We start from the raw sequence: 21,278 nt of genomic DNA, 5'->3' as shown, positions 1-21,278 counted from the left end.
CGTCACACGGTCACCAGGTCGACGAGCCCCTCGTAGGTGGCGTCCCCGATGCCGGCGACCTCCTTGAGCTCCTCCACAGCACCGAATCCGCCGTTCTGCTCACGGTGGTCGATGATGCGCGACGACATGGCCGGTCCGATCCTCGGCAGCTCTTCGAGCTCGACCGCAGACGCCGTGTTCAGGTTCACGAGGCCACCGCCGGCCGCACCCCCGGCACCGGCCGGCGCCGCTTCCCCTCCGACGGGCTCGGAGGGAGCCTCGCCGATCCGCGGAACCCGCAGCTGCTCGCCGTCGACGAGCGTTCGAGCCATGTTGAGGAGCGACGGGTCGGCGTCGTCGGCAAGACCACCCGCCGCGGCGATCCCGTCGACCACCCTGGCCGTCGACGGCACCTCGTAGACCCCGGGACTCGTGACGGCCCCGACGACGTGGACCAGCAGCGTCGACCCCTCGGAGCTCGGTACGCCGGCAGGCGGTTCCGTTGCGCTCAGCTGGAGGCTCTCGGTCGGCGACACCTCCCCGAGGGCACCGAGACTCGGTGTGGGACGCAGAGCCGCGAGCGTGATCGCCCCGGCGAGCACGACGAGGACAAGCACGACCGCAGCGCCGACCCCGATCCGCAGACGCGGTCGGGGCGGACGCTCGAAGAGGTCGGCCAGCTCGGATTCGGACACCCTCGGACGCTACGACGGCGCGCGCATCCGCTGGCCCGCGAAGTCCCCTCCTGTGGAGGGCGACTCTCGCACAGGGCAGGTGACTGCAGAGTGGGCCGCGAGCGCCCGACGCCCTTCAACCGACCACGCTGCGGAAGCCGTCGATCGCAAGTCTCGGGATGGCTTTCGCACTTCGGGATGGGTTGCAACCCATCCCGAAGTGCGAAAGCCATCCCGAAACGGGAGAAGAAGCCGATCAGAGGAAAGAAGCCACCTCGAGCGAAGCCACCTCGAGCAAAGCCACCTCGAGCAAAGCCACCTCGAGGAAAGCGCCTGCGAGGAAAGCCACCGCGAGAAGGCGGTAGACCGGTAAACGCGCAGACGCAGACGCGCCCTCGCTCGGCTGAGCGGGGGCGCGTCTGGCGCCAGGCTTTGGGCGACTGGCTGCTGCTAGCCCTTGACCGCGATGTTCACGAGCTTCGGGGCCCGCACGATGATCTTGACGATCTCGCGGCCGTCGATGGCGGCCTGCACCTTCGGCGAAGAGATGGCGAGCTGCTCGAGCGACGCCTCGTCGATCGTCGGGGGCACATCGAGGCGGTGCCGCACCTTGCCGTTGATCTGGACGACCGCCGTCACCTGGTCCTGCGTGAGCAGCGAGCGAGCCGCGGTCGGCCACTTGACGTGCGAGATGCTGCCCTCGTGGCCGAGTCGCTCCCACATGTCCTCGGCCGCGTGCGGCGCGTACATGTCCAGCACAACCGCGATGGCCTCGGCGGCCTCGCGCACGGCGGGGTCAGCCGGGCCAGCACCCGAGTCGATGGCCTTGCGCGTCGCGTTGGTGAGCTCCATGAGGCGCGCGATCACGACGTTGAACTTGAAGCCGGAGGCCAGCTGCGGGATGTCGGCGAGGAAGCGGTGCGTCTCGCGGCGCAGACCACGGTCGCCCTCGCCGAAGTCGACGCCGACGGGGCTCGTGACCTCGCCGGAGATGCGCCAGGCGCGCGCCAGGAACTTGCCGGAGCCTGCGACGGAGACATCCGCCCAGTCGACGTCGTCTTCCGGCGGGCTCGCGAAGAGCATCGTCAGGCGCACGGCGTCGACGCCGTACTGGTCGAGCTCGGCCGAGAGGCTCACGACGTTGCCCTTGGACTTCGACATCTTCTTGCCGTCCATGACGACCATGCCCTGGTTGAGCAGTGCCGAGAAGGGTTCCGTGAAGTCGACGTGCCCGAGGTCGTAGAGCACCTTCGTGATGAAGCGCGCGTAGAGGAGGTGCAGGATGGCGTGCTCGACGCCGCCCACATACTGGTCGACGGGCGCCCAGCTCGCGGCCGTCTTCTCGTCGAACGCGGCGAGCTCGTTGTTCGGCGAGAGGAAGCGGAGGAAGTACCAGGAGCTGTCGACGAACGTGTCCATCGTGTCGGTGTCGCGCAGCATCGGCTCGCCCGTCTCCGGGTCGACCGTGTTCACCCAGTCGGTCGCGCCGCCGAGGGGCGAGGCTCCCTTCGGGCGCAGGTCGAGCCCTTCGGCCTCGGGGAGGCGCACGGGCAGCTGGTCCAGCGGCACGGGAACCTCCTTGCCGTCCTCGCCGTGGAGGATCGGGATGGGCGTTCCCCAGTAGCGCTGGCGGGAGATGAGCCAGTCGCGGAGTCGGTAGTTCTTCGCGGCCCGGCCCGTGCCACGCTCGTCGAGGAGCTCGATGGCAGCCTGGATGCCCGAGCGCTTCGAGAGCCCGTCCAGCGGTCCCGAGTTGGTGAGGCGTCCGTCGCCGGACAGCGCCTCCCCGGTCTTGGCGGGGTGGAGGTCTTCGAACTCCGGCATCGACCCGTCTTCGGGGATGATCGGGATGACACCCGTGACGGCCTGCGTGACGTCGACGACCACCTTGACGGGCAGGTCGAACGCGCGTGCGAAGTCGAGGTCGCGCTGGTCGTGTGCGGGCACCGCCATGATCGCGCCCGTGCCGTAGTCGGCGAGCACGTAGTCGGCGGCCCAGATGGGCAGGCGCTCGCCGCTCAGGGGGTTGATGGCGAAGCGACCGAGGTCGACGCCGGTCTTGGGGCGGTCGCTCGACTGGCGGTCGATGGAGTCGAGCGCGCGGGTGTCGGCGAGGTACTTCGCGAAGCGCTCGCGAACCTCGTCGTCTGCGCCTTCGGCGAGCTCGGACGCGAGGTCGGAATCGGGGGCCACGACCATGAACGTCGCGCCGTAGAGCGTGTCGGGGCGCGTCGTGAACACGGTGACGGGCTCATCCCGCCCCTCGACGACGAAGTCGACGTCAGCGCCGAGCGAGCGCCCGATCCAGTTGCGCTGCATCGTGATGACCTTCTGCGGCCAGTGCCCCTCGAGCTGGTTGAGGTCGTCGATGAGCCGGTCTGCATAGTCGGTGATCTTGAAGTACCACTGGTTGAGCTTCTTCTTCACGACGATCGCGTCGCAGCGCTCGCAGTGCCCGTCGATGACCTGCTCGTTGGCGAGCACCGTCTGGTCGTTGGGGCACCAGTTCACGTCGGAGTACTTGCGGTACGCGAGACCTCGCTCGTACATCTGCAGGAACAGCCACTGGTTCCAGCGGTAGTACTCGGGGTCAGAGGTGTGGATGACGCGGTCCCAGTCGAAGGACGCCGCGTAGCGCTTCATCGACGCGCGCTGCTGCGCGATGTTCTCGTACGTCCAGTCCTTGGGGTCGCCACCGTTCTTGATGGCGGCGTTCTCGGCCGGCAGCCCGAAGGAGTCCCAGCCGATGGGGTGCAGGACGTTGAAGCCCTGGTGGCGCCAGTAGCGAGCGACCGCATCGCCGAGTGCGTACTGCTCGGCGTGACCCATGTGCAGGTCGCCCGACGGGTACGGGAACATGTCGAGGACGTACTTGCGCGGGCGATCGTCACCCTGGAGGTTCGTCGCGAAGGGCTGCAGCTTGTCCCACTCAGCCGACCACTTCGCCTCGAGAGCCTTGAAGTCGTATTCCTGGGGCTCAGCGCCTGTCGCTTCGGTCACAGATTTCTTCTTTCGCGTTGCCGGTTGCTGCACGGAGGGTGGTTCTCGTCGCGGTCGTCTGGCGTCGTCGCGAAGCGCGGGGCTCCTCGCGTCGGACACCAACGACCAAGACTACTCGCCGACGAGCCGAAGCGCGCGTGTGACGAGGGCGGGGTCGAGCGGGGTGTGCGAGATGATCACGACGGAGCGCTGGTCACCGGATGCAGCAAGCAGCTCGGCGACGAGCCTGTCGGCGAGACCCGGGTCGACGTTGGCCGTCGGCTCGTCGAGGATGAGCACCGGGAAGTCGGCCAGGAGGCCGCGGGCGAGCGCGATGCGCTGCGCCTGACCGCCGGAGACGAGCGCGCCGTGCTCGCCGACGCGCGCCTCCAGCCCACCCCGCTCGTCGAGCCATTCGCCGAGGCCGACTCGTTCGAGGACGGCGCTGAGCTCCTCGTCGTCGGCCTCCGGCTTGGCGAAGAGCAGGTTCTGCCTGATGCTCTCGTCGAAGATGTGGGGCCGTTGCTCGATGAGGCCGACGACGGACCGCACCTGCGCGGGCGCGTACGCCTTCGCCTCCACGCCGTTGACTCGGTACGAGCCCTCGTAGTCGAGGAACCGCACGAGCACGTTGGCGAGCGTCGTCTTGCCTGCGCCGGACTCGCCCTCGACCAGCAGCCGATCGCCGGGAGCCAGCTCGAGCGAGACGGAGCTGATCGCGGGCTCGGGCGCACCTGGCCACGCTGCCGAGACGTCTTCCAGGGTCAGCGTCACCGGCAGGCTCGGGTCGGCGCGAGGGGCGGGCAGCGGCTGAGCATCCGGGAGCTCCCTCGGCGCTGACGCCGGTGCCACATCGGCGACTCTGGCGGTGCTGGCCCTGACCTGGCGCCAGGCGGCGACCGCCTGCGGCACCTGCGCGAAGATCTCGAAAAGCGCCATCGGCACGAGCGCGATGAGGGTCAGCATCGGCGCGAGCAGCGTGCCGTCGACGGTGGGGTCGATGCCGACGGCAAGCGCACCCGCCGTCGCGAGTCCGGAGAAGAGCATGACGAGTCCGGCGACGGCGCCGCTCCCCCGTGCCCGGGAGACGAGCGCGTCGCGGAGTCTCGCGTCCGCGGCATCCACCTCGGCGAGCTTCGCGTCGAGCGCCCCGTAAGCCTCGAGCGTCTCGAAATTGGAGACGGTCTCGTAGATGCGGTCGTTGAGGGCCGCCCGGAGCGGCGCGGCTTCGCGGTCGGCGCGCCCCGAGATCGCGAGGTTGGTGGTGGTCGCGACGATCCCCGCGAGCACGAGGCAGATCGCGAGCACGAGTGCTGCCGGGGCGCTCACGAGCCAGATGCCGATGACGGCGAGCGTCGACGTGAGGCCCGCGATGATGAGCGGCTGCGCGACGCGCAGGGGCAGGAACTGCAGCTCGTCGACGTCGCTCACGAGTCGTGTCAGCAGGTCTCCACGGCGGTGTGTGGCGAGGCCAGCGGGAGCCAGCGGGATGAGACGTTCGAGCACGCCGACGCGCAGCTCGGCGAGCTGCCGGAAGGACGCGTCGTGGCCGAGCAGCCGCTCGACGTAGCGGAAGGCCGCTCGCCCGATGGCGAAGGCACGCACGCCGACGATGGCGATGCCCAGGAGCAGGATGTGGATGATCTCCGACGCCCGGGTCAGCAGGTAGGCACTCGTCGCGAGGAGCGCCACGGCGCAGATCGCGCTGAGCAGGCCGATGGCGATCGAAGGCCACAGGCGCCGAGCGGAGGGCATCGCAAGACGGAGGATCCGCCGCTCGTCGTCGGAGACGCGTTGCCGGTTCCCGGTCATGCGTTCGCCACCGTCTCGAGTCGTTCGATGGTGTGCACCGAGTCGGCGGAGGCGACGAGCGCGCGCCGGTGGCTGACGACGAGCACGGCCCGTCCTTCCTGTGCCAGGCTCCGGAAGGCGGCAGCGATGCGCTGCTCCGTGTCGGCGTCGAGCGCCGAGCTCGGCTCGTCGAAGAGCACGACGGGGCAGTCGAGTCGGCGGGCGCGCAGGAGCGTCCGCGCGAGCGCGACGCGCTGGGACTGCCCACCGGACAGACCCGCGCCCGCGACCCCGAGCATCCGGTCGCCGTCGAGGAACTCGAGGCCGGCATCGGCGAGGGCCGCACGGACCTCGTCTGGCCCTGCATCCGGCTGGCCGAGCGCCACGTTCTCGGCGACGGTCCCCTCGATCAGCGAGGCCGACTGGCCCATCCAGGCGATCGCGGCCCTGCGGCGATCGCCCGTGAGCTGCTCGCCGTCGATGGTCACGACACCCGAGGCGCCCACGGTGCCGCGCGCGACGCCGAGCAGCGTCGACTTGCCGGCGCCTGAGGGGCCGACGATGGCCGTCACCTCGCCCGGAGTCACGACGAGGCTGTAGTCGCGGAGGACCGTGCGTCCCTCGTAGCCGACGGTGATGCCGGTGAAGGCGAGGCCTCGGTGCTGGAGGCCTGCGCTGATCGGGCCATCTGCACCTGCTGCAGCAGCAGCGCGCGCATCGCTCGGCGTAGCCGCCCTCTCGGCTTCCTCGATGATCGAAAACACGTCGTCGGAGGCGGCGACGCCGTCCGCGGCCGCATGGAACTGAGCTCCGACCTGGCGCAGCGGCAGGTACACCTCGGGAGCGAGCAGCAGCACGAAGAGCCCGACCTCGAGCGTCATGTCGCGGTTGATGAGCTGGATGCCAATCGTGACGGCGATGAGGGCGACGGACAGGCTCGCCAGCAGCTCGAGCGCGAAGCCGGACATGAAGGAGAGCCGGAGGACCTTCATGGTCGCGACCCGATAGCCGTCGGTGACCTCGCGGATGCGCGCCGGCTGGCGTTCCGCACGGCCGAAGATCTTGAGCGTCGACAGCCCTTCCACGACCTCGAGGAACCCGGTCGCGAGCGTCGACAGCGCAGTCCACTGCCGCTTCTGGACCTTCTCGGTCGCCCAGCCGATGAGGATCATGAAGACGGGGATGAGGGGCAGCGTGATGATGACCGTGATGGCGGATGGGAGGTCCCAGAGCGCCATCACGACGATCAGCACGGGGGCGGCGATCGCCGTCAGGATGAGCTGCGGGAGGTACTTGGCGAAGTACGTGTCGAGGGCGCCGAGGCCTGGGCCGGCAAGCGTCGTGAGCCGGGAGCTGGAGGTGCCCGTGAGCCAGGCAGGGCCGAGCTTCGCGATGGACGCGAGCAGCTTGGAGCGCAGCTCGCTCTTCACCTTCGCGGCCGCGCGCGCCGAGATGGCCTCCATACCCCAGGTCGCCGCGCTTCTGACGGCGATCACGACGAGCAGGGCGCCGAACCACGGCAGCAGCTCCACGACGCGCTCGCCAGCGATCGCGGACACGATGAGGTGCGTGACGAGCCAGGCGAAGCCGATGATGGAGGCGGTCTGGACTGCGCCGAGCGCCGCGCCGAGCACGAAGAAGCTTCGTGCCGACGCGGCGTGGCTCAGGAGGCGGGGGTCGAGGGGTTTCACGGGTCAGGCGGCGACGACCGCTGGCTCCTCGTGTGCGTCTCCCGTGATCGTCTTCCTGCTGATGCGCTTGCGGAAGACCCAGAAGGTCCAAGCCTGGTAGCCGAGGACGAACGGGACGATGATGAGCGCCGCCCAGCTCATGATGCCGAGCGTGTAGTCGCTGGACGAGCCGTTGGTGATCGTCAGCGGGTTGGAGGGGTCGAGCGTGTTGGGCAGCAGGTTCGGGAAGAGCGAGGCGAAGAGCGTCAGCACCGCTGCGGCCACGGTCAGCGCGCCGAGCGCGAAGGCGATGCCGTCACGCCCCAGCAGCGTGCTGATGTAGGAGCCGACGAACGCGAGGACGGCGACGAGCGCGAGGGCAAGACCTGCGACCGAGAAGTGCGCGACGACGGTCCAGCCGAGGAAGGCGATCGCGAGCACCGCGACGACGACGCCGACCTTCAGCGCGAGGGATCGTGCACGGTCGCGGATGTCACCTTCCGTCTTCCGAGTGATGAACACCAGCCCATGGTAGAAGAACAGCGTGAGCGTCGTGAGCCCGCCAAGCAGGGCGTACGGGTTCAGCAGGTCGAAGAACGAGCCGATGTAGTTGAAGTTCTCGTCGAGAGCGAGGCCCTGCGTGATGTTCGCGAACGCGACACCCCAGAGGAGGGCCGGGACGGCCGAGCCGACGAAGATCATCCAGTCGAACCACCTCGTCCATTCCACGCCCTTGCCCTGGTGGCGGTACTCGAACGAGACGCCGCGCACGATGAGCGCGAGCAGGATGAGCAGCAGCGGCAGGTAGAAGCCGGAGAAGATCGTCGCGTACCACTCCGGGAAGGACGCGAAGAGTGCCGCTCCGGCCACGATGACCCAGGTCTCGTTGAGGTCCCAGATGGGGCCGATCGTGTTGATGAGCACGCGTCGGTCGGTGTCGTCCTTGCCGATGAACGGGAGGGCGATGCCGACGCCGAAGTCGAAGCCGTCGAGCACGAAGTAGCCGACGAAGAAGAAAGCGACGATCCAGAACCAGAGGACTTGCAGATCCATCAGTAGACGCTCGCTTTCACCTTGACGGCGGCAACGTCATCGACGGTGCCATCTGCGTTGGAATCGAAACTCGGCGGGTCTTCCTGCGCGGCCTTCAGCAGCAGCTTGACCTCGACGACGGCGAGGATCGCGTAGACGAGCGTGAAGGCGACGAGCGAGATGAGCACGCTGAGTCCGCTCACGTTGGGCGAGACGCCCGCCTCCGTCTTGAGGAGGCCGAAGACCAGCCACGGCTGGCGGCCCATCTCGGTGAAGATCCAGCCGACCGTGATGCCGAGCGTCGGGAACAGCACCGTGAGGATCGCGAGGTTCCACATCCACTTCTTCGGCGGGTTCTTCGCCTTCTTGCGCGTGACCCAGAGACCGGCGACGGCGACCGCGATGGAGGCCATGCCGAAGCCCATCATCCAGCGGAACGCCCAGTAGGTGACCCAGATGACCGGGGCGTAGTCGCCAGGGCCGTAGAGCGCCGTGTACTGGGCCTGCAGGTCGTTGATGCCCTCGACGGTGCCGTCGAAGGTGTGCGTCGACAGGAAGGAGAGGAGGTAGGGGATGCGGATGGAGAACAGCTCGGACGAGCCGTCCGGGGTGCCCCACGTGAAGATCGAGAAGGAGGCGTCTGCGCCGGTCGCGGTCGTGTAGAGCGCCTCGGCCGCGGCCATCTTCATGGGCTGGGCCTCGACCATGGCGAGGCCCAGCTGGTCGCCGCTGAGCATCGTGCCGACGCCGCCGACGAGCATGAACCAGAGGCCGAACTTCAGCGCTGGCTGCATGACGTCGTGGTTCTGGTCGCGCTTCAGGTGCCAGGCGGCGGTCGCGATGATGATCGCCGCGCCCACCATGAGGGAGGCGAAGATCGTGTGCGGCAGCGCCGCCATCGCGACGGGGTTGGTGAGCACCGCGCCGAAGTCGACGAGCTCAGCTCGCCCGTTGGCCTCGTTCATCTCGTAGCCGACCGGGTTCTGCATGAACGCGTTGGCGGCGAGGATGAAGTAGGCGGAGGTCCACGTGCCGATCATCGTGAGCCAGATGGTCGCGAGGTGCAGCTTCGGCGGCAGCTTGTCCCAGCCGAAGATCCACAGGCCGATGAACGTGGCCTCGAGGAAGAAGGCGACGAGCCCCTCGAACGCGAGCGGCGCACCGAAGACGTCGCCGACGAAGCGCGAGTAGTCGGACCAGTTCATGCCGAACTGGAACTCCTGCACGATGCCGGTCACGACGCCCATGGCGAAGTTGATCAGGAACATCTTGCCGAAGAGCTTCGTGAGGCGAAGGTAGGTGACCTTGCCCGTGCGGACCCAGGCCGTCTGCCAGATGGCGATGGCGAGGACCAGCCCAAGAGTGACGGGCACGAAGAGGAAGTGGTAGATGGTCGTGACACCGAACTGCCACCGCGCGAGTATGAGTGGATCCAGCAGGGCGTCCACAGTGCCTCCTGATGCGTCTGAGGTTGGGCGTGATGCCCCGGGATCGCAGCGCGACTCCTGGCCCAATGCTACGCCGCCCCGACTACTACATCGTGTCGAATAGGACACCCTAAGTTCTGCTATTTTCGCCTTCGGATCAGGTACTTCTACATATTGTAGTGGATGTAACGAAATGATAACGGAGGGGAATCTCCAGGGATGCCAAAGTTCGGGCCCTAGAGTCTGCGACATGGATGCGGGGAGCAGAGCATGAACGAGCTGATCGAGACCGCCCTCCAGTACATCGAGTCCGTGCCTCCGGTGTGGCGGATCGTGCTGGTCGGCGTCGCGATCCTGCTCGAGACGAGCGTGCTCATCGGCCTCATCGTGCCCGGCGAGACGGTCCTGCTCGCCCTGAGCACCGGCATCGACGCACCGCTCCCCTGGGTCCTGACGATCGCAGCCTCCATCGTGGGCGCGCTGCTCGGCGAATCCTTCGGGTTCTGGCTCGGTCGCACGTTCGGCCCGAGGATCCGAGCGTCACGCGTCGGCCGGTGGCTCGGCGACGAACGATGGCAGCGTGCGGAACTCCTCATCCAGCGTCGCGGCGGCCCCGCAGTCCTCATCTCCCGCTTCCTGCCCGTGCTCCACTCACTCGTGCCGCTGACGGCAGGGATGGGCGGCATGCGCTACCGCCGCTTCCTCGCCTGGACCATCCCCGCCTGCGTCATCTGGTCGACGGCCTACGTGAGCGCCGCAGCCGGAGCCTCCGCGAGCTTCCGCGAGCTCTCGTCGTCACTGCATTGGGCTGGCTACCTCTTCGTCGGCGTCATCGTCGTGTTCCTCCTGATCATGTGGCTGGTCAAGCGCGCCGTCGGCAAGGTCATGAACCGCGATCTCGACGAAGCGAACGCGCAGGCTGCCGATGCATCAGCCGCCTCCGACGCCCCGACGGGCCACGACGGCTCAGACGCCGAGACCGCGGGCGTGCGAGGATGAGCGGGTGACGCCGACCTCCGACGCCCAGTCCCCGCTCGAGCGCTGGCTTCTGAGCCTCAAGCCCGTCAGGGCCGTGATCGACAACGCCTTCCGCATCGAGGACCGAGTGCGCCTCGTGCGCGTGAAGCTCGTCCGCAAGCGCGGCTACCTCACGGTCCTCGAGCCCTATACCGGGTACGGGACAACGTCCTGGGTTCGCGCCCTCGCGCGGGTCCACATGGCGCCTCCAGGCAACCGGCGCCGATTCAGCCTCTCCAGGCTGCTCAGGCGCAAGCGCCGCGAATCGGTCGTCCGCGGATGGCGGAGCTTCGCGCGCGTCTCCGCAGGCAACGTCCCCGCGACCGTCATCATCGACGGCGTTCGACACTCGGTCAAAGCCGACCGCGGCGGCATCGTGGACATCAACCTGCCCGCGAACCTCAAGCCCGGGTGGAACACCATCACGTTCGAGAGCTTCGACCGCCAGACGAGCACCGCGCCTGTCTTCATCGTCGCCGACGAGCAGCGCGTCGGGCTGCTCTCCGACATCGACGACACCGTCATGGTGACGGCGCTGCCTCGTCCGATGCTCGCAGCCTGGAACACCTTCGTCCTCGACGTGCACGCGCGCACACCGACCCCGGGCATGAGCGTGCTCTCCGAGCGCATCCTGACCTCATTCGGGCGCAGCGAGACCCCCGTCGTCTACCTGTCGACGGGCCCCTGGAACGTCGCCCCGACGCTCGCGCGCTTCCTCGGGCGAAACCTCTACCCCGCCGGTCCGCTCCTGCTCACCGACTGGGGGCCAACCCCGGATCGCATCTTCCGCTCCGGGCTCGAGCACAAGGTCTCCAACCTCGACCGCCTCGCGCGGGAGTTCCCGGACATCAAGTGGATCCTCGTCGGCGACGACGGACAGCATGACGAGCAGATCTACGGCGAGTTCACGAGCCGCCACCCAGATCGCGTGCTCGCGATCGCCATCCGTCAGCTGTCCACCAGCGAGGCAGTGCTGGCGGGTGGACGCGCGGCCAGTGCGCACTGGCGCAAGAACGCGCCCATTCCGTGGGTCTACGCTCCGGACGGCGCGGGACTCGCCAAGCAGCTGACCGAAGCTGGCATCCTGCCCGACCTCACGCAGGCACCGGCACAGGCACCCGACGCGACCCGCTAGGCGGGCTCCTCCCGCGGGGATTGCGCCCTACCCAGGGCGAGCGTGAAGTTCAGGGAGTCCATCTCCGAGTACGGGCGGTACATGCCGTTGAAGACCCTCGAGCCCTCCGGAGTGAGGATCACCCGCACCCCGAGCCACTCGGCGACGTCGTCGCGCACGAGCGGAGTCCCGATCTCGCAGCTGGCGAAGTCGATGAGCTCGCCGCCCTCACCCTGCACGACGAGCCTCGCGTCCTCACCCTCGAAGACGAGCTGCGGGTTCCGGAAGCTGACGTCGAGCATGCCGCCGTGCCCGGTGAGGCGAACGGCTCCGGTGAAGGAGGCGCTGCCCATGGGGGCGTCGCCGGCCAGCCACGCCGAGTCGGTGGCTCCGCGCGGGTAGGCGAACTCCTCGTCGTCGACGAACGCGCCACCCTCGAGCAGCACCTTGCCGCCGGAGCGACGCACGTACTCGACGAAGGACGACTTGATCGGCCATCGCAGTTCCCCGCGCCAGAGCTCCATGCCCCCACGCTAGCCCGCCTCGAATTCGAAGCGCCAGCGTCAATCTGCTCTCGTTACTTCGAGAGCAGCAGCGAGACGACGAAGATGACCGGAACAGACAGGAACGTCGACGCCAGGATCGCTTCGCGCGCGACCCTCATTCCCACCCCGTAGTTGCTGGCGTAGGTGAAGACGTTCTGCGCGGAGGGCAGGGCCGCGGTGACGACCACGATGAGCAGAGCCGCCCCATCGAGGCCGAAGAGCCACGCCCCGATGAGCCAGGCGAGCGCCGGATGCACGAATACCTTGAGCACGGTGGCCACGATCGCAGGAGCCCGCTCTGGCTCCCGGAAGGGGATCGCGTTGCCCCACAGGGACATGCCGAACGCGAGCAGCATGGCAGGAACGCTCATGCCCCCCAGCAGCTCGAGCGGATCGAGCAGGAAGGGCGGGATGGTGATGCCGGATGCGCTCACGACGATGCCGGCGAGCGCACCGATGACGATGGGGTTCCGGAACGGACGCAGCACGATCTGCCACCAGCGGAGCCTCGGCGCGTCCTCGGCCCGCGAGGCGATATCGAGCAGGGTCATGAAGATGGGACCCATGATGAGCTGCTGTCCGAGCATCACCGGAGCGACCAGCGTCGCATCACCGAGGACATACACGGCGATGGGGATGCCGAGGTTGCCGGCATTGACGTAGCTTGCCGCCATCGCACCTGAGGTCGTCGTGCCGAGCCCCCACTTGCGCAGCGCGCCGATGGCGCCGTACACGAGTGCCACGGCAGTCATCGCGATCGCGGTCACGACGAACTGGCTCGAGTAGAGGACCTCGAGGTGCGCGTCTGCCATGAGCGTGAAGAGCAGCGCCGGCGTCGCCACGTTGAACGCGAGCTTCGAGAGGCCGGTCTGCCCGGTCTGCCCGAGCACGCCACTGCGTGCCAGGAACACGCCCACCGTGACGATGACGGCGATGACCGCGAATCCCTGAAGAACATTCATAGCTGTCGAAATCGTATCCTGCCCGCACCAGCCACCAGTCCGCTCTGAGGTGCCGTCATTCGCTCCCGAGCGTCCGAGTGGCATTCCGGCGGGCCGCGGGATCGGCAACCGAAATCCCTTCGGCTGTGCGTGACCTCGTCGTGTCGTCACCTAGTGTTCGGGGAATTCGGCACCGACTTCGGCCTTCTGGACGAACCTGGATTCAAATCACCGGATAATCATCTAGCATGTATTCGCTCTGCATTAAACGAAGGGGATCCACATGGCTCGGAAAGTCATCTATCAGCTCGTCGACGACATCGACTCGAGTTCACTCGCCGAAGGCGAAGGCGAGACCGTCCAATTCGCCCTCGACGGAACCGACTACGAAATCGATCTCTCGGACGCGAACGCCAAGAAGCTGCGCGACGCGCTCGCTGACTACGTGTCGGCGGCCCGCACGGTAGCGAAGACCCGCAAGAACAAGTCGACGGGTTCCAGCTCCAGCCGTCCGAAGCGCGACCTCGCGGCAATTCGTGCCTGGGCTCGCGCTGAAGGACACAAGATCTCCGACCGAGGCCGCATTCCCGGCTCGATCATCGAGGACTTCGAAGCGGCGAACTCCTAAGCTGCGGGACTGAGCGGCCGCAGGGGCAACCCGGAACGGACCGCACGCAGAGAAGAGGGCCAGACGGCGAATGCCGTCCGGCCCTCCTTTCGTCACTCACCCGCCGCATTCACGACTTCTTCCCCATGAAGACGCTCGGGAAACGCGGCAGCGAGACGCCCTACTTGGCGACGATGGTCGGCGTCTCGAGGTGCGCGAGGACCCCGTGGCTCACGGAACCCAGCAGGAGACGAGCGAAGGTGCCGCGTCCACGACTGCCGACGACCACGAGCGACGCCGAATGGGCGGCATCTATGATCGCCATGTCCGGGATGCCCTCCACGACCACCGGCGTGATCTCGAGATCCGGGTAGCGCCCCCGTAGCCCGGCGAGGGCCAGTGAGAGCGTCTCCTCCGCCGAGAGGCGGAGCTCATCGAAGAAGTCGCCGGTCACGATGACGCCGCCGCCGTAGACGTTCGGGGCGTGCCAGGCGTGCACCGGAATGAGGGGCTCTCCGCTCAGGCTCGCCTCCTCAGCCGCCACGGCAAGAGCGTGCTCCGAGAGGTCGGAGCCGTCGACCCCGACCACCACCCCGCGCCGGCCCGAGAGATCGACGTCGGGGATCACGGCGACCGGAGATTCGCTGGCTGCGGCCACGCGCACGCTGTGCGTGCCACTCGCCCGCCCTGAGGACTCCCCCCGGTTGCTGCCGACCACAAGGAGGCTGGACGTCTTGGACAGCTCCGTGAGGGTCTCGATGATGGCTCCGGTCATGACGGCCGTCTCGACCTCGAGCGCCGCGTCCACGGCAAGCGCCGCCTCCGCGGCCTCCTGGAGGATGCGAGCCGCAGCGCTCTCCGCTTCGATGAGGAGGTCTGGGTTTCCGGCCCCCGCGATCCTCGGATCGACGATGTGCACGAGCTTCAGACGTTTCCGACCGCGAGAGGCTCGCGCGGCCGCCCATCGCGTGGCGACGATTCCAGGCTGGTTTCCGGCGACTCCGACGGTGATGTTCTCGCTCATACCCGAATGCTAACGCCGTCGGCCAGTGGAATCACTGCGTAGAGGTGTACTCCCGCTTGAGATCCGTGAATCCCGCCAGTCGGAATGGACCGGGCGTCTCGTTGGGGAGCGCGAACTCGCCAAGTCCACTCGGGTCGCGTCGCTCATGCCACACGAGGTATTCCGCGGCGTCGATGGGGACTCGCGCCTCGAGAACCGCCCGATTCTCCTCGGCACGCAAATGCTGTCGATATCCGGGCTGCACCGTCCCCGCGAAGAACTCCGCGACACTTCCGGAGCCATAGCTGAGGAACCCGATCTTCGCTGCCTCGAGGTCCTCATCGCTGTCCAAGAGGCTGAGGAGCGCCAGATAGATCGATGCGGTGTAGGTATTTCCTATGATTCTGTTGTATTTCAGCGTCGATGCGATCTGCGCGTCGAGCACCCCGGCGTCGAGATCGCCACCCGCGGTCTTGATGAGGTGACGGTGCGCTTTCGACGCCATCTTGGTGAACGGCTGGTGATAGCAGAAGCGGCTAAATTCGCTGATCGGGAATCCACCCTGGGCCGCGTAATCGCTCCAGGCGTTCTCGACGGCCTGCAGGTAGGCGCGAATGGAGTATTTTCCATCGACGAGCGCGGTGACTCGCCCGTTCGGCCGCCAGAAGTCCATGATGTCGCTCGTGAAGACTCCGGAGCCTGGCTCGATGACCACCAGGTCCGGGTCCGCAGCGACGAGCATCGCGACAGCCCCCGCGCCCTGCGTGGGCTCCCCGCTCGAGCCGAGCTCGTAGCGCGCGACGTCGCTGGCGATGACGAGCACCCGCTGACGGGGATCACGGGCGACCAGGGCGGTGGCGAACTGCAGCGCGGCGGTCGCCGAATAGCAGGCCTGCTTGAGCTCGACGACGCGGCAGGTCGCCGGAAGGTCCAGCAGCTGGTGCACGTACACACCGGCGGCCTTCGACTGGTCGATGCCGGTCTCCGTCGCGAAGAGCACCGTCCTGATGCCCTCGACGCCGTGCCGGTCGATGATCTGCTTGGCCGCGGCCGCACCCATCGTGACGACGTCCTCGTCGGCCGCGGTGATGCTCATCCGCTCCTGGCCGATGCCGATCGTGTACTTCTCGAGTTCGGTCCCGAGCCGCTCGGCGATGACCGAGAGGTCGAGCACGCGTGACCCCGTCGCGAACGCGAGGTCGTGGATGCCGATTGGTGTAGTCATAGTCTTCGATCGTCTCCGAGCGTCGCTCAGTTCGCGGCGCGTTCCAGCTTGATGTGCGAGGCCATGAGCTCGCCTTGGTTCGTCTGGGCGGCCATGAGGGAGAGCTCGCCGCAGAGAACGGTTGCCGCACACAGTACGGCCAGTCTCCGAGCGTTCGCTCCGGGCTCTCGCTCTTCCTTGCAGCCGAGTCGGGCGAGGTTCGCCTCGATGAAGTCGAGACCCTTGCCGTTTCCGACGCTGCCGACGATCAGATTGGGCAGCGTGCAGGAGAAGTACAGGTCGCCGTCGCGCACCTCCGCATGGGTGATGCCCTGCGAGCCCTCGACGATGTTCGCCGCATCCTGGCCGGTCGCGAGGAAGAATCCGAGGAGCATGTTCGCGTAGTGCGCGTTGCCCGTCCGGAGACCGCCGGCGAGCATCGTGCCGATGAGGTTCTTGCGGACGTTGAGCTGGGCGATCTTCTCAGGGGTCGATCGCAGCCACCGCTCGACGGTGCGGCGCGGGAGCACCAGCTCGGTGACGACGTTCTTGCCCCGGCCCAGGATGCCGTTGACGGCAGTCGCCTTCTTGTCTGAGCAGAAGTTGCCAGAGATGGACTCGTAGCGAAGCTCGGGCCAGCGACGCAGGATGAAGTCCATGAGTCGCTCAGAGGCGAGCGTCACCATGTTGTGGCCGGAAGCATCCCCGGTCGTGAGCTCGAAGCGCAGGAAGAGCAGGTTGCCGGCGATCTGCGCGTGCAGGTCGATGAGGCGCGCGAATCGGCTGCTGGTCGCGACCACCTCCTGCAGCAGGTGCATGTGCGCCTCGATCTCGCGGAGCGCCTTGAGCGCGACGCCGGCGTCGTCTGCCTCGAAGAGCACCGAGCGGCTCATGCGCTCATCGATGAGCGTCGCCTTGATGCCGTCGGGCACCAGCATCGACATCTTGGCACCACGGCCGACCGACGGCCACAGGGGCTGCTCGTAGGTCGCGAGCGGCACGAGCTGCTCACCCTCCATGACGTTGCCGGTCACGCGAACCGGACCGACCCACTTGAGCGGAACTGGTGCGTGGTCGAGGAGCTCGGTGCTCATCGCTGTCCTTTCGATGGGAGAATGCCCCGCCCGCGTGCACGCGAGACGGTGGCCGGGTCGATGCCGCGGGAGGTGCAGAAGTCGAGGAGGGCGCCGTGGAGGACCAGCTCCTGCTGGCTGAGCGCGCCAGGGGTGACGGCGCCGAGCATCGTCTGGAGCGATGTGAGCTGTTCCTGCCAGGAGCGGATGTGCTCGATGAGCGTCTCGACCCCGTGCTCGACGAGCACCTCGAGGAAGTGCCCGGAGACCCCAACCGCCCGCGCGCCCAGCGCGAGAGCGCGGAGCACGTCGAGGGGCGTGCGCACTCCCCCCGACGCCAGGAGGACCGGCAGAGCGGCAGTGCTCGAGTCAGCCTCGATGAGCGCCTCCGGCGTCGACTGGCCCCAGCCCACGAGGGACGCGTAGTCGCCGAGGCGGCGCCGGGAGTTCTCGATCCTGGCGAAGTCAGTGCCGCCGCGCCCGCTCACATCGGCGTACTGCACGCCGAGCTGGGCCAGCCGCTCCAGGGTGCTCGCGCTGAGTCCGAAGCCGACCTCCTTCACGATGACCGGCACGCTCACACGCTGCACGATCGACTCGATCGCGGCGGGCCACGCGGCGAAGTCCCGGTCGCCTTCCGGCATGACCGTCTCCTGCACCGAGTTGATGTGGATCTGCAGCGCGTTCGCCTCGAGCAGGTCGACGGCGCGCTGAGCGTCATCCGGCGACACGGTCGCGTTGACGTTCGCCATGACGAAGCCGGTGGGGTTCTCGTCACGGATGACGCGGAAGCTGGCGGCCGTCGATGCGTCCTTGAGGTAGGCGGAGAGCGAGCCAGCGGCCATCGCGATCCCGGTCTCGCGAGCTGCGCGCGCCAGGTCGCCGTTGATGATGCCCGTGCGCTCGCTGCCGCCCGTCATCCCGTTGAGGTAGAACGGCACCGGCCAGCTCGCGCCAGCCACCTGCACGGCCGTCGAGACGGTCGCCCGGTCGACCCCGCCGAGCGCGTGATGGATGAAGCGGACATCGTCGAAGTCGTTCCGGACGATGCCGGGACGCTGCGCGAGTGCCAGGTCGACGTGCTCGTCCTTGCGGTTAGCCATGTTCTCGAACTCCAACTCGACGGTGCGGTACGACGTGCAGATCCAGGACCTCGATGCCGGCGGCGCGCCACGCGGCATCGAGCTCCTCGTTGTGGGCGGGTGCCAGGGCAATGCCGCAGTCTCCGCCACCGGCCCCGGAGGTCTTCGCGGGGATCCCGACCGAGCGTGCTGCCGCGATGAGCGCCGAGAGCGCCTCGGTGCGGATGCCGATGCCGCTCAGCTCGTCCAGCGCCTCGAGGTTGGCCTCGGCGTCGCGGATGGCCGCGAGGGCCAGCTCGCTGCGCTCGGCACGCACGGCGGCGACGAGCGCGGCCGTTATGCGGTCGCTTTCCGTCAGGAAGGCCGCGTACTGCTCGGTCGATCGCCAATCTCCGGCGTGCAGGGTGCTGACGAGCTCGGCGGTCGAAGCCGGCGCCGAGGTCCACCCCACGTGCAGGACGACGGAGCTCGGGGACGGAAGCGTCTCGAGGACGAGTCCGGGCCAGGCCTCGACCAGGCTCGCCTCGACCCCGCTGCGGCGTCGGAGCTCGCGAGCGGCGAGGCGATCCGGTGAGGCATAGTGCACCCACCCGCCGAGTGTGCTCGTCGCGATGTCGGCGCACGATGCGGCGGGGCGCAGCTCGATCGTGGCGAGGCTCGCGAGGCGGTACACCGCGTCGTCGCCGACGTTGATGCCGAAGTGCTCCGCCACGGCGCGGACGGTGACGACGGCGACCGCGCCGCTCGAGCCGAGGCCGAACTTGCGACCGCTGACGTCGTCGAGCTCGCTCTCGATGTCGAGCGCGAAGGGCTGCGGCTCGATGCCACGCTCGTGCGCCAGCTGGACCAGCACTCGGATGCACTCCCGGACGAGGTCCGCCCCGGGGGCATCGATCGAGACGAGGTCGCCGTCGATGTTCACGGGGACCGGCTGCGCGCCGAACTGGTGCGAGCTGACGGTGCTGCCCTCGTCGGCCGAGGCAGCCCGCAGGCTCGCTCGGATGAGTCTCGACACGCCGACGATCACGGCGTGCCTGCCCGGTTCGACGACCGCGTATTCGCCGTTGACGAAGAGCTTGCCCGGTGCCTCGGCGACGATCACCGCACCACTCCGGGGGCGGCGTCTGCCTGTGCGTCGGCGTTCGTGACCGCCACACCCGGACCGGCCGGGGCGATCACGAACTCGGTGCCGGGGGCCGCGGATGCGAGCGCGTCACGCACAGCCGGGGCCTCGGAGGCCCTGCACAGCGTCTTCACGTTCGGCCCGGCGTCCATGGTCGCGTAGGCCTCGAGGCCACCGCGTCGGAGGGCGGCGACGGCATCGAGCAGCGCCATGCTGCCCGCCGTGAGGTAGCGGACCGGGGGCACGGCCCCGAGCATGGCCGCGTGCATGCGGAGGGCGTTTCGCTCGGAGATCTCGCCGACCTCCGTGAAGTCGCCACGGCGGAGCGCATCGCGCATGAGCGCCAGCTCGCCTGGGTTCGTCTCGACCCATGGCGCGTTGTATGGGGAGGTCTCGACGGTCCGGCGCATGGCCTCCCTGCTCGAGATCGACTTCGCCCCCGCGTTGACGATGCCGAGCACCATGGCGGCGTCGATGTGCGCATCGTCGACCGGCTCGGCGTACGAGCTGAGGTCGTCGGTGCCCGCGTTCCAGACGGCGAAGCCGCCGAAGATCGAGCGTGAGGCCGAGCCAGAGCCGCGCCGTGCGAGCCGCGACAGCTCCCTCGGCGACAGGTCGAGGCCGTACGCCGACGATGCTGCCGCTGCGAGCGCGGCGAAGCCGGAGGCGGAGGATGCGAGACCAGCGCCCGTCGGTCCCGCGTTGCTCGTCTCGACCCGCGCTGACCGCACGCTGCCGGCGAGTTCGCCGACGTGGTCCAGGAAGCGCGCGACCTTGGCGGCCGCGGCCTCCGGCATAGCCGTGCCGTCCTGGAGGATCTCGTGGGACTGGCCCTCCCCCAGGAGCGAGACGGTCGTCGTCGTCGGGTAGACCGCGAGCGTCAGCGACAGGCTCGAGGTCTGCGGGATGATGAGCGCCTCATCGCGCTTCCCCCAGTACTTGATGAGCGCGATGTTCGGGTAGGCGACGGCGGTCGCGGTCACAGCGGCGTGCCAGTGCTGGTGACGCTCCAGGTCTGGATCGCACCAGCGCTCTGCAGCGCAGCCGCGACGACCGCTGCGTTTCCCCGATCGACGACGGCGACGATGCACCCGCCGAGCCCGCCTCCCGTGAGCTTCGCGCCGAACGCGCCAGCGCCGGTCGCAGCCTCGACCAGCTCGTCGAGGGCTGGGTGGCTCACGCCGAGACTGGAGAGCAGCACGTGCGCCTCCGACATCCGGGAGCCGAGCGAGCGTGCCTCGTTGGTCTCGAGGTCGGTGATGGCCAGGTCGGAGAGGTCCCCGAGGGCGTCGATGATCGACATCGTGGCGTCGTGGTCGCGTTCGAGCGAGGTGCGCACGTCGTCGACAGCCTGGCGCGTGGATCCGTGCACACCGGTGTCGGCGATCACGAAGCAGGCGTCGAGGGCGACCGGCACGGGCACGGCGCTCGCGTTCTGGAAGCGGATGGGCGACGGGATGGTCGTTGCGAGCGCATCGAGCCCGCTCGGCTTGCCGTGCGCCACCTGCTCGGCCAGCTGGACAAGCGCGAAGTGCTCACCACCGGAGAGCGTCACGTTGTGCAGGCGGGAGACGGCGTCGACGATCGCGCCGGCCGCAGCGGCACTCGACCCGAGTCCTCGTCCGAGCGGGATGTTGCCGCGAACCGCGACCGTGAGTCCCGCGAGCTCGCCCCCGATCGCGCGCAGCGTCTCCTCGATGGCCTTCCTCGGAGCCTCCACGATCTCCGGAGCTGCCGCGAGCGGCCCCGTGTAGTGGTCGGACTCGAAGCGCGGCTCAGTGCCCTCGCGCCAGGCGGTCGCTCGCATGCGCATGGCACGCAGCGGAAGCGCGACGGCCGGCTTCCCGTAGACGACGACGTGCTCGCCGAACAGGATGAGCTTGGCGTGCGCGCTTCCGCGCCCAACGGCTCGTCCGATTCGCGGCAACGCGGAAGTGTCGAGAGAAGCAAGCGACGTCACGTCGAAACTCGATGGCACCAGGGTCACTCACCTCGCAGTAGGTCGGCGTCAAGTGTA

Annotated in this window: 18 protein-coding genes; 3 read left to right on the top strand and 15 right to left on the bottom strand. The window is 68.2% G+C overall.

All coding sequences use genetic code 11. The features are described from left to right. Positions 1–2: 2 nt before the first annotated feature. The 6 genes from ITJ61_RS17075 to ITJ61_RS17050 form a co-directional block, all read right to left on the bottom strand. Positions 3–674, bottom strand: coding sequence for a ComEA family DNA-binding protein (locus ITJ61_RS17075; protein ID WP_258064900.1), 672 nt, complete (start codon positions 672–674; stop codon positions 3–5). Between the two features lie 429 nt (positions 675–1,103). Beyond that, a complete protein-coding gene (gene leuS, locus ITJ61_RS17070; RefSeq protein ID WP_104298948.1) occupies positions 1,104–3,653 on the bottom strand; it encodes a leucine--tRNA ligase in 2,550 nt (849 codons plus the stop codon). 111 nt (positions 3,654–3,764) lie between these two features. Then, entirely contained in the window at positions 3,765–5,444 is a 1,680-nt protein-coding gene (cydC, locus tag ITJ61_RS17065; RefSeq protein WP_194686932.1) for a thiol reductant ABC exporter subunit CydC, read from the bottom strand. Next, a complete protein-coding gene (gene cydD / locus ITJ61_RS17060; protein ID WP_194686931.1) occupies positions 5,441–7,114 on the bottom strand; it encodes a thiol reductant ABC exporter subunit CydD in 1,674 nt (557 codons plus the stop codon). The genes cydC and cydD overlap by 4 nt, the downstream gene beginning before the upstream one ends. Positions 7,115–7,117: 3 nt before the next feature. Continuing rightward, positions 7,118–8,146: a cytochrome d ubiquinol oxidase subunit II gene (gene cydB / locus ITJ61_RS17055; protein WP_104240853.1), complete on the bottom strand. Its 1,029-nt coding sequence runs from the start codon at positions 8,144–8,146 to the stop codon at positions 7,118–7,120. Beyond that, complete coding sequence (locus ITJ61_RS17050; protein WP_104240852.1) at positions 8,146–9,573, bottom strand: cytochrome ubiquinol oxidase subunit I; 1,428 nt, start codon at positions 9,571–9,573, stop codon at positions 8,146–8,148. The genes cydB and ITJ61_RS17050 overlap by 1 nt, the downstream gene beginning before the upstream one ends. 249 nt (positions 9,574–9,822) lie before the next feature. On the opposite strand from ITJ61_RS17050, the gene ITJ61_RS17045 reads away from it, so the two are divergent. Then, positions 9,823–10,551 carry a DedA family protein gene (locus tag ITJ61_RS17045; protein WP_194686930.1) on the top strand — a complete coding sequence of 243 codons (729 nt, stop codon included), beginning with the start codon at positions 9,823–9,825 and terminating at the stop codon, positions 10,549–10,551. Positions 10,552–10,555: 4 nt separating this feature from the next. Further along, on the top strand, positions 10,556–11,704 hold the full coding sequence (locus ITJ61_RS17040; RefSeq protein WP_308471580.1) for an App1 family protein: 1,149 nt from the start codon (positions 10,556–10,558) through the stop codon (positions 11,702–11,704). Here the strand turns inward: ITJ61_RS17040 and ITJ61_RS17035 are convergent. Continuing rightward, positions 11,701–12,207 carry an HtaA domain-containing protein gene (locus ITJ61_RS17035; protein WP_104240850.1) on the bottom strand — a complete coding sequence of 169 codons (507 nt, stop codon included), beginning with the start codon at positions 12,205–12,207 and terminating at the stop codon, positions 11,701–11,703. The genes ITJ61_RS17040 and ITJ61_RS17035 overlap by 4 nt on opposite strands. 53 nt (positions 12,208–12,260) lie before the next feature. Further along, positions 12,261–13,190: an AEC family transporter gene (locus tag ITJ61_RS17030; RefSeq protein ID WP_104240849.1), complete on the bottom strand. Its 930-nt coding sequence runs from the start codon at positions 13,188–13,190 to the stop codon at positions 12,261–12,263. Positions 13,191–13,452: 262 nt separating this feature from the next. Between ITJ61_RS17030 and ITJ61_RS17025 the strand changes: the two genes are divergently transcribed. Then, positions 13,453–13,797, top strand: coding sequence for a histone-like nucleoid-structuring protein Lsr2 (locus ITJ61_RS17025; RefSeq protein ID WP_104240848.1), 345 nt, complete (start codon positions 13,453–13,455; stop codon positions 13,795–13,797). Between the two features lie 160 nt (positions 13,798–13,957). Here the strand turns inward: ITJ61_RS17025 and ITJ61_RS17020 are convergent, their stop codons facing one another. The 7 genes from ITJ61_RS17020 to mvk are packed head-to-tail and all read right to left on the bottom strand — an operon-like array spanning position 13,958 to position 21,188. Beyond that, positions 13,958–14,800, bottom strand: a complete 843-nt coding sequence (locus tag ITJ61_RS17020) for a universal stress protein (protein ID WP_104298942.1) — start codon at positions 14,798–14,800, stop codon at positions 13,958–13,960. Between the two features lie 31 nt (positions 14,801–14,831). Next, entirely contained in the window at positions 14,832–16,004 is a 1,173-nt protein-coding gene (locus ITJ61_RS17015; protein WP_104240846.1) for a hydroxymethylglutaryl-CoA synthase, read from the bottom strand. Between the two features lie 26 nt (positions 16,005–16,030). Next, a complete protein-coding gene (locus tag ITJ61_RS17010; protein WP_104240845.1) occupies positions 16,031–17,077 on the bottom strand; it encodes a hydroxymethylglutaryl-CoA reductase in 1,047 nt (348 codons plus the stop codon). Continuing rightward, the gene (gene fni, locus ITJ61_RS17005; RefSeq protein WP_194686928.1) at positions 17,074–18,159 is read right to left on the bottom strand and encodes a type 2 isopentenyl-diphosphate Delta-isomerase; all 1,086 of its coding nucleotides are present in this window, start codon (positions 18,157–18,159) and stop codon (positions 17,074–17,076) included. Before fni ends, ITJ61_RS17010 begins: the two co-directional genes overlap by 4 nt. Further along, complete coding sequence (locus ITJ61_RS17000; RefSeq protein ID WP_194686927.1) at positions 18,152–19,240, bottom strand: phosphomevalonate kinase; 1,089 nt, start codon at positions 19,238–19,240, stop codon at positions 18,152–18,154. The genes fni and ITJ61_RS17000 overlap by 8 nt, the downstream gene beginning before the upstream one ends. Beyond that, on the bottom strand, positions 19,237–20,244 hold the full coding sequence (gene mvaD / locus ITJ61_RS16995; RefSeq protein WP_219819561.1) for a diphosphomevalonate decarboxylase: 1,008 nt from the start codon (positions 20,242–20,244) through the stop codon (positions 19,237–19,239). The genes ITJ61_RS17000 and mvaD overlap by 4 nt, the downstream gene beginning before the upstream one ends. Beyond that, a complete protein-coding gene (mvk, locus tag ITJ61_RS16990; protein ID WP_104306381.1) occupies positions 20,241–21,188 on the bottom strand; it encodes a mevalonate kinase in 948 nt (315 codons plus the stop codon). The genes mvaD and mvk overlap by 4 nt, the downstream gene beginning before the upstream one ends. Positions 21,189–21,278 lie beyond the last annotated feature (90 nt).

The sequence above is a fragment of the Pseudoclavibacter sp. VKM Ac-2888 genome (assembly GCF_015351285.1).
GTDB lineage: Bacteria > Actinomycetota > Actinomycetes > Actinomycetales > Microbacteriaceae > Pseudoclavibacter.
Note: the sequence above shows the minus strand (reverse complement) of the source record. Positions and strands in the feature narration are given on the sequence as shown.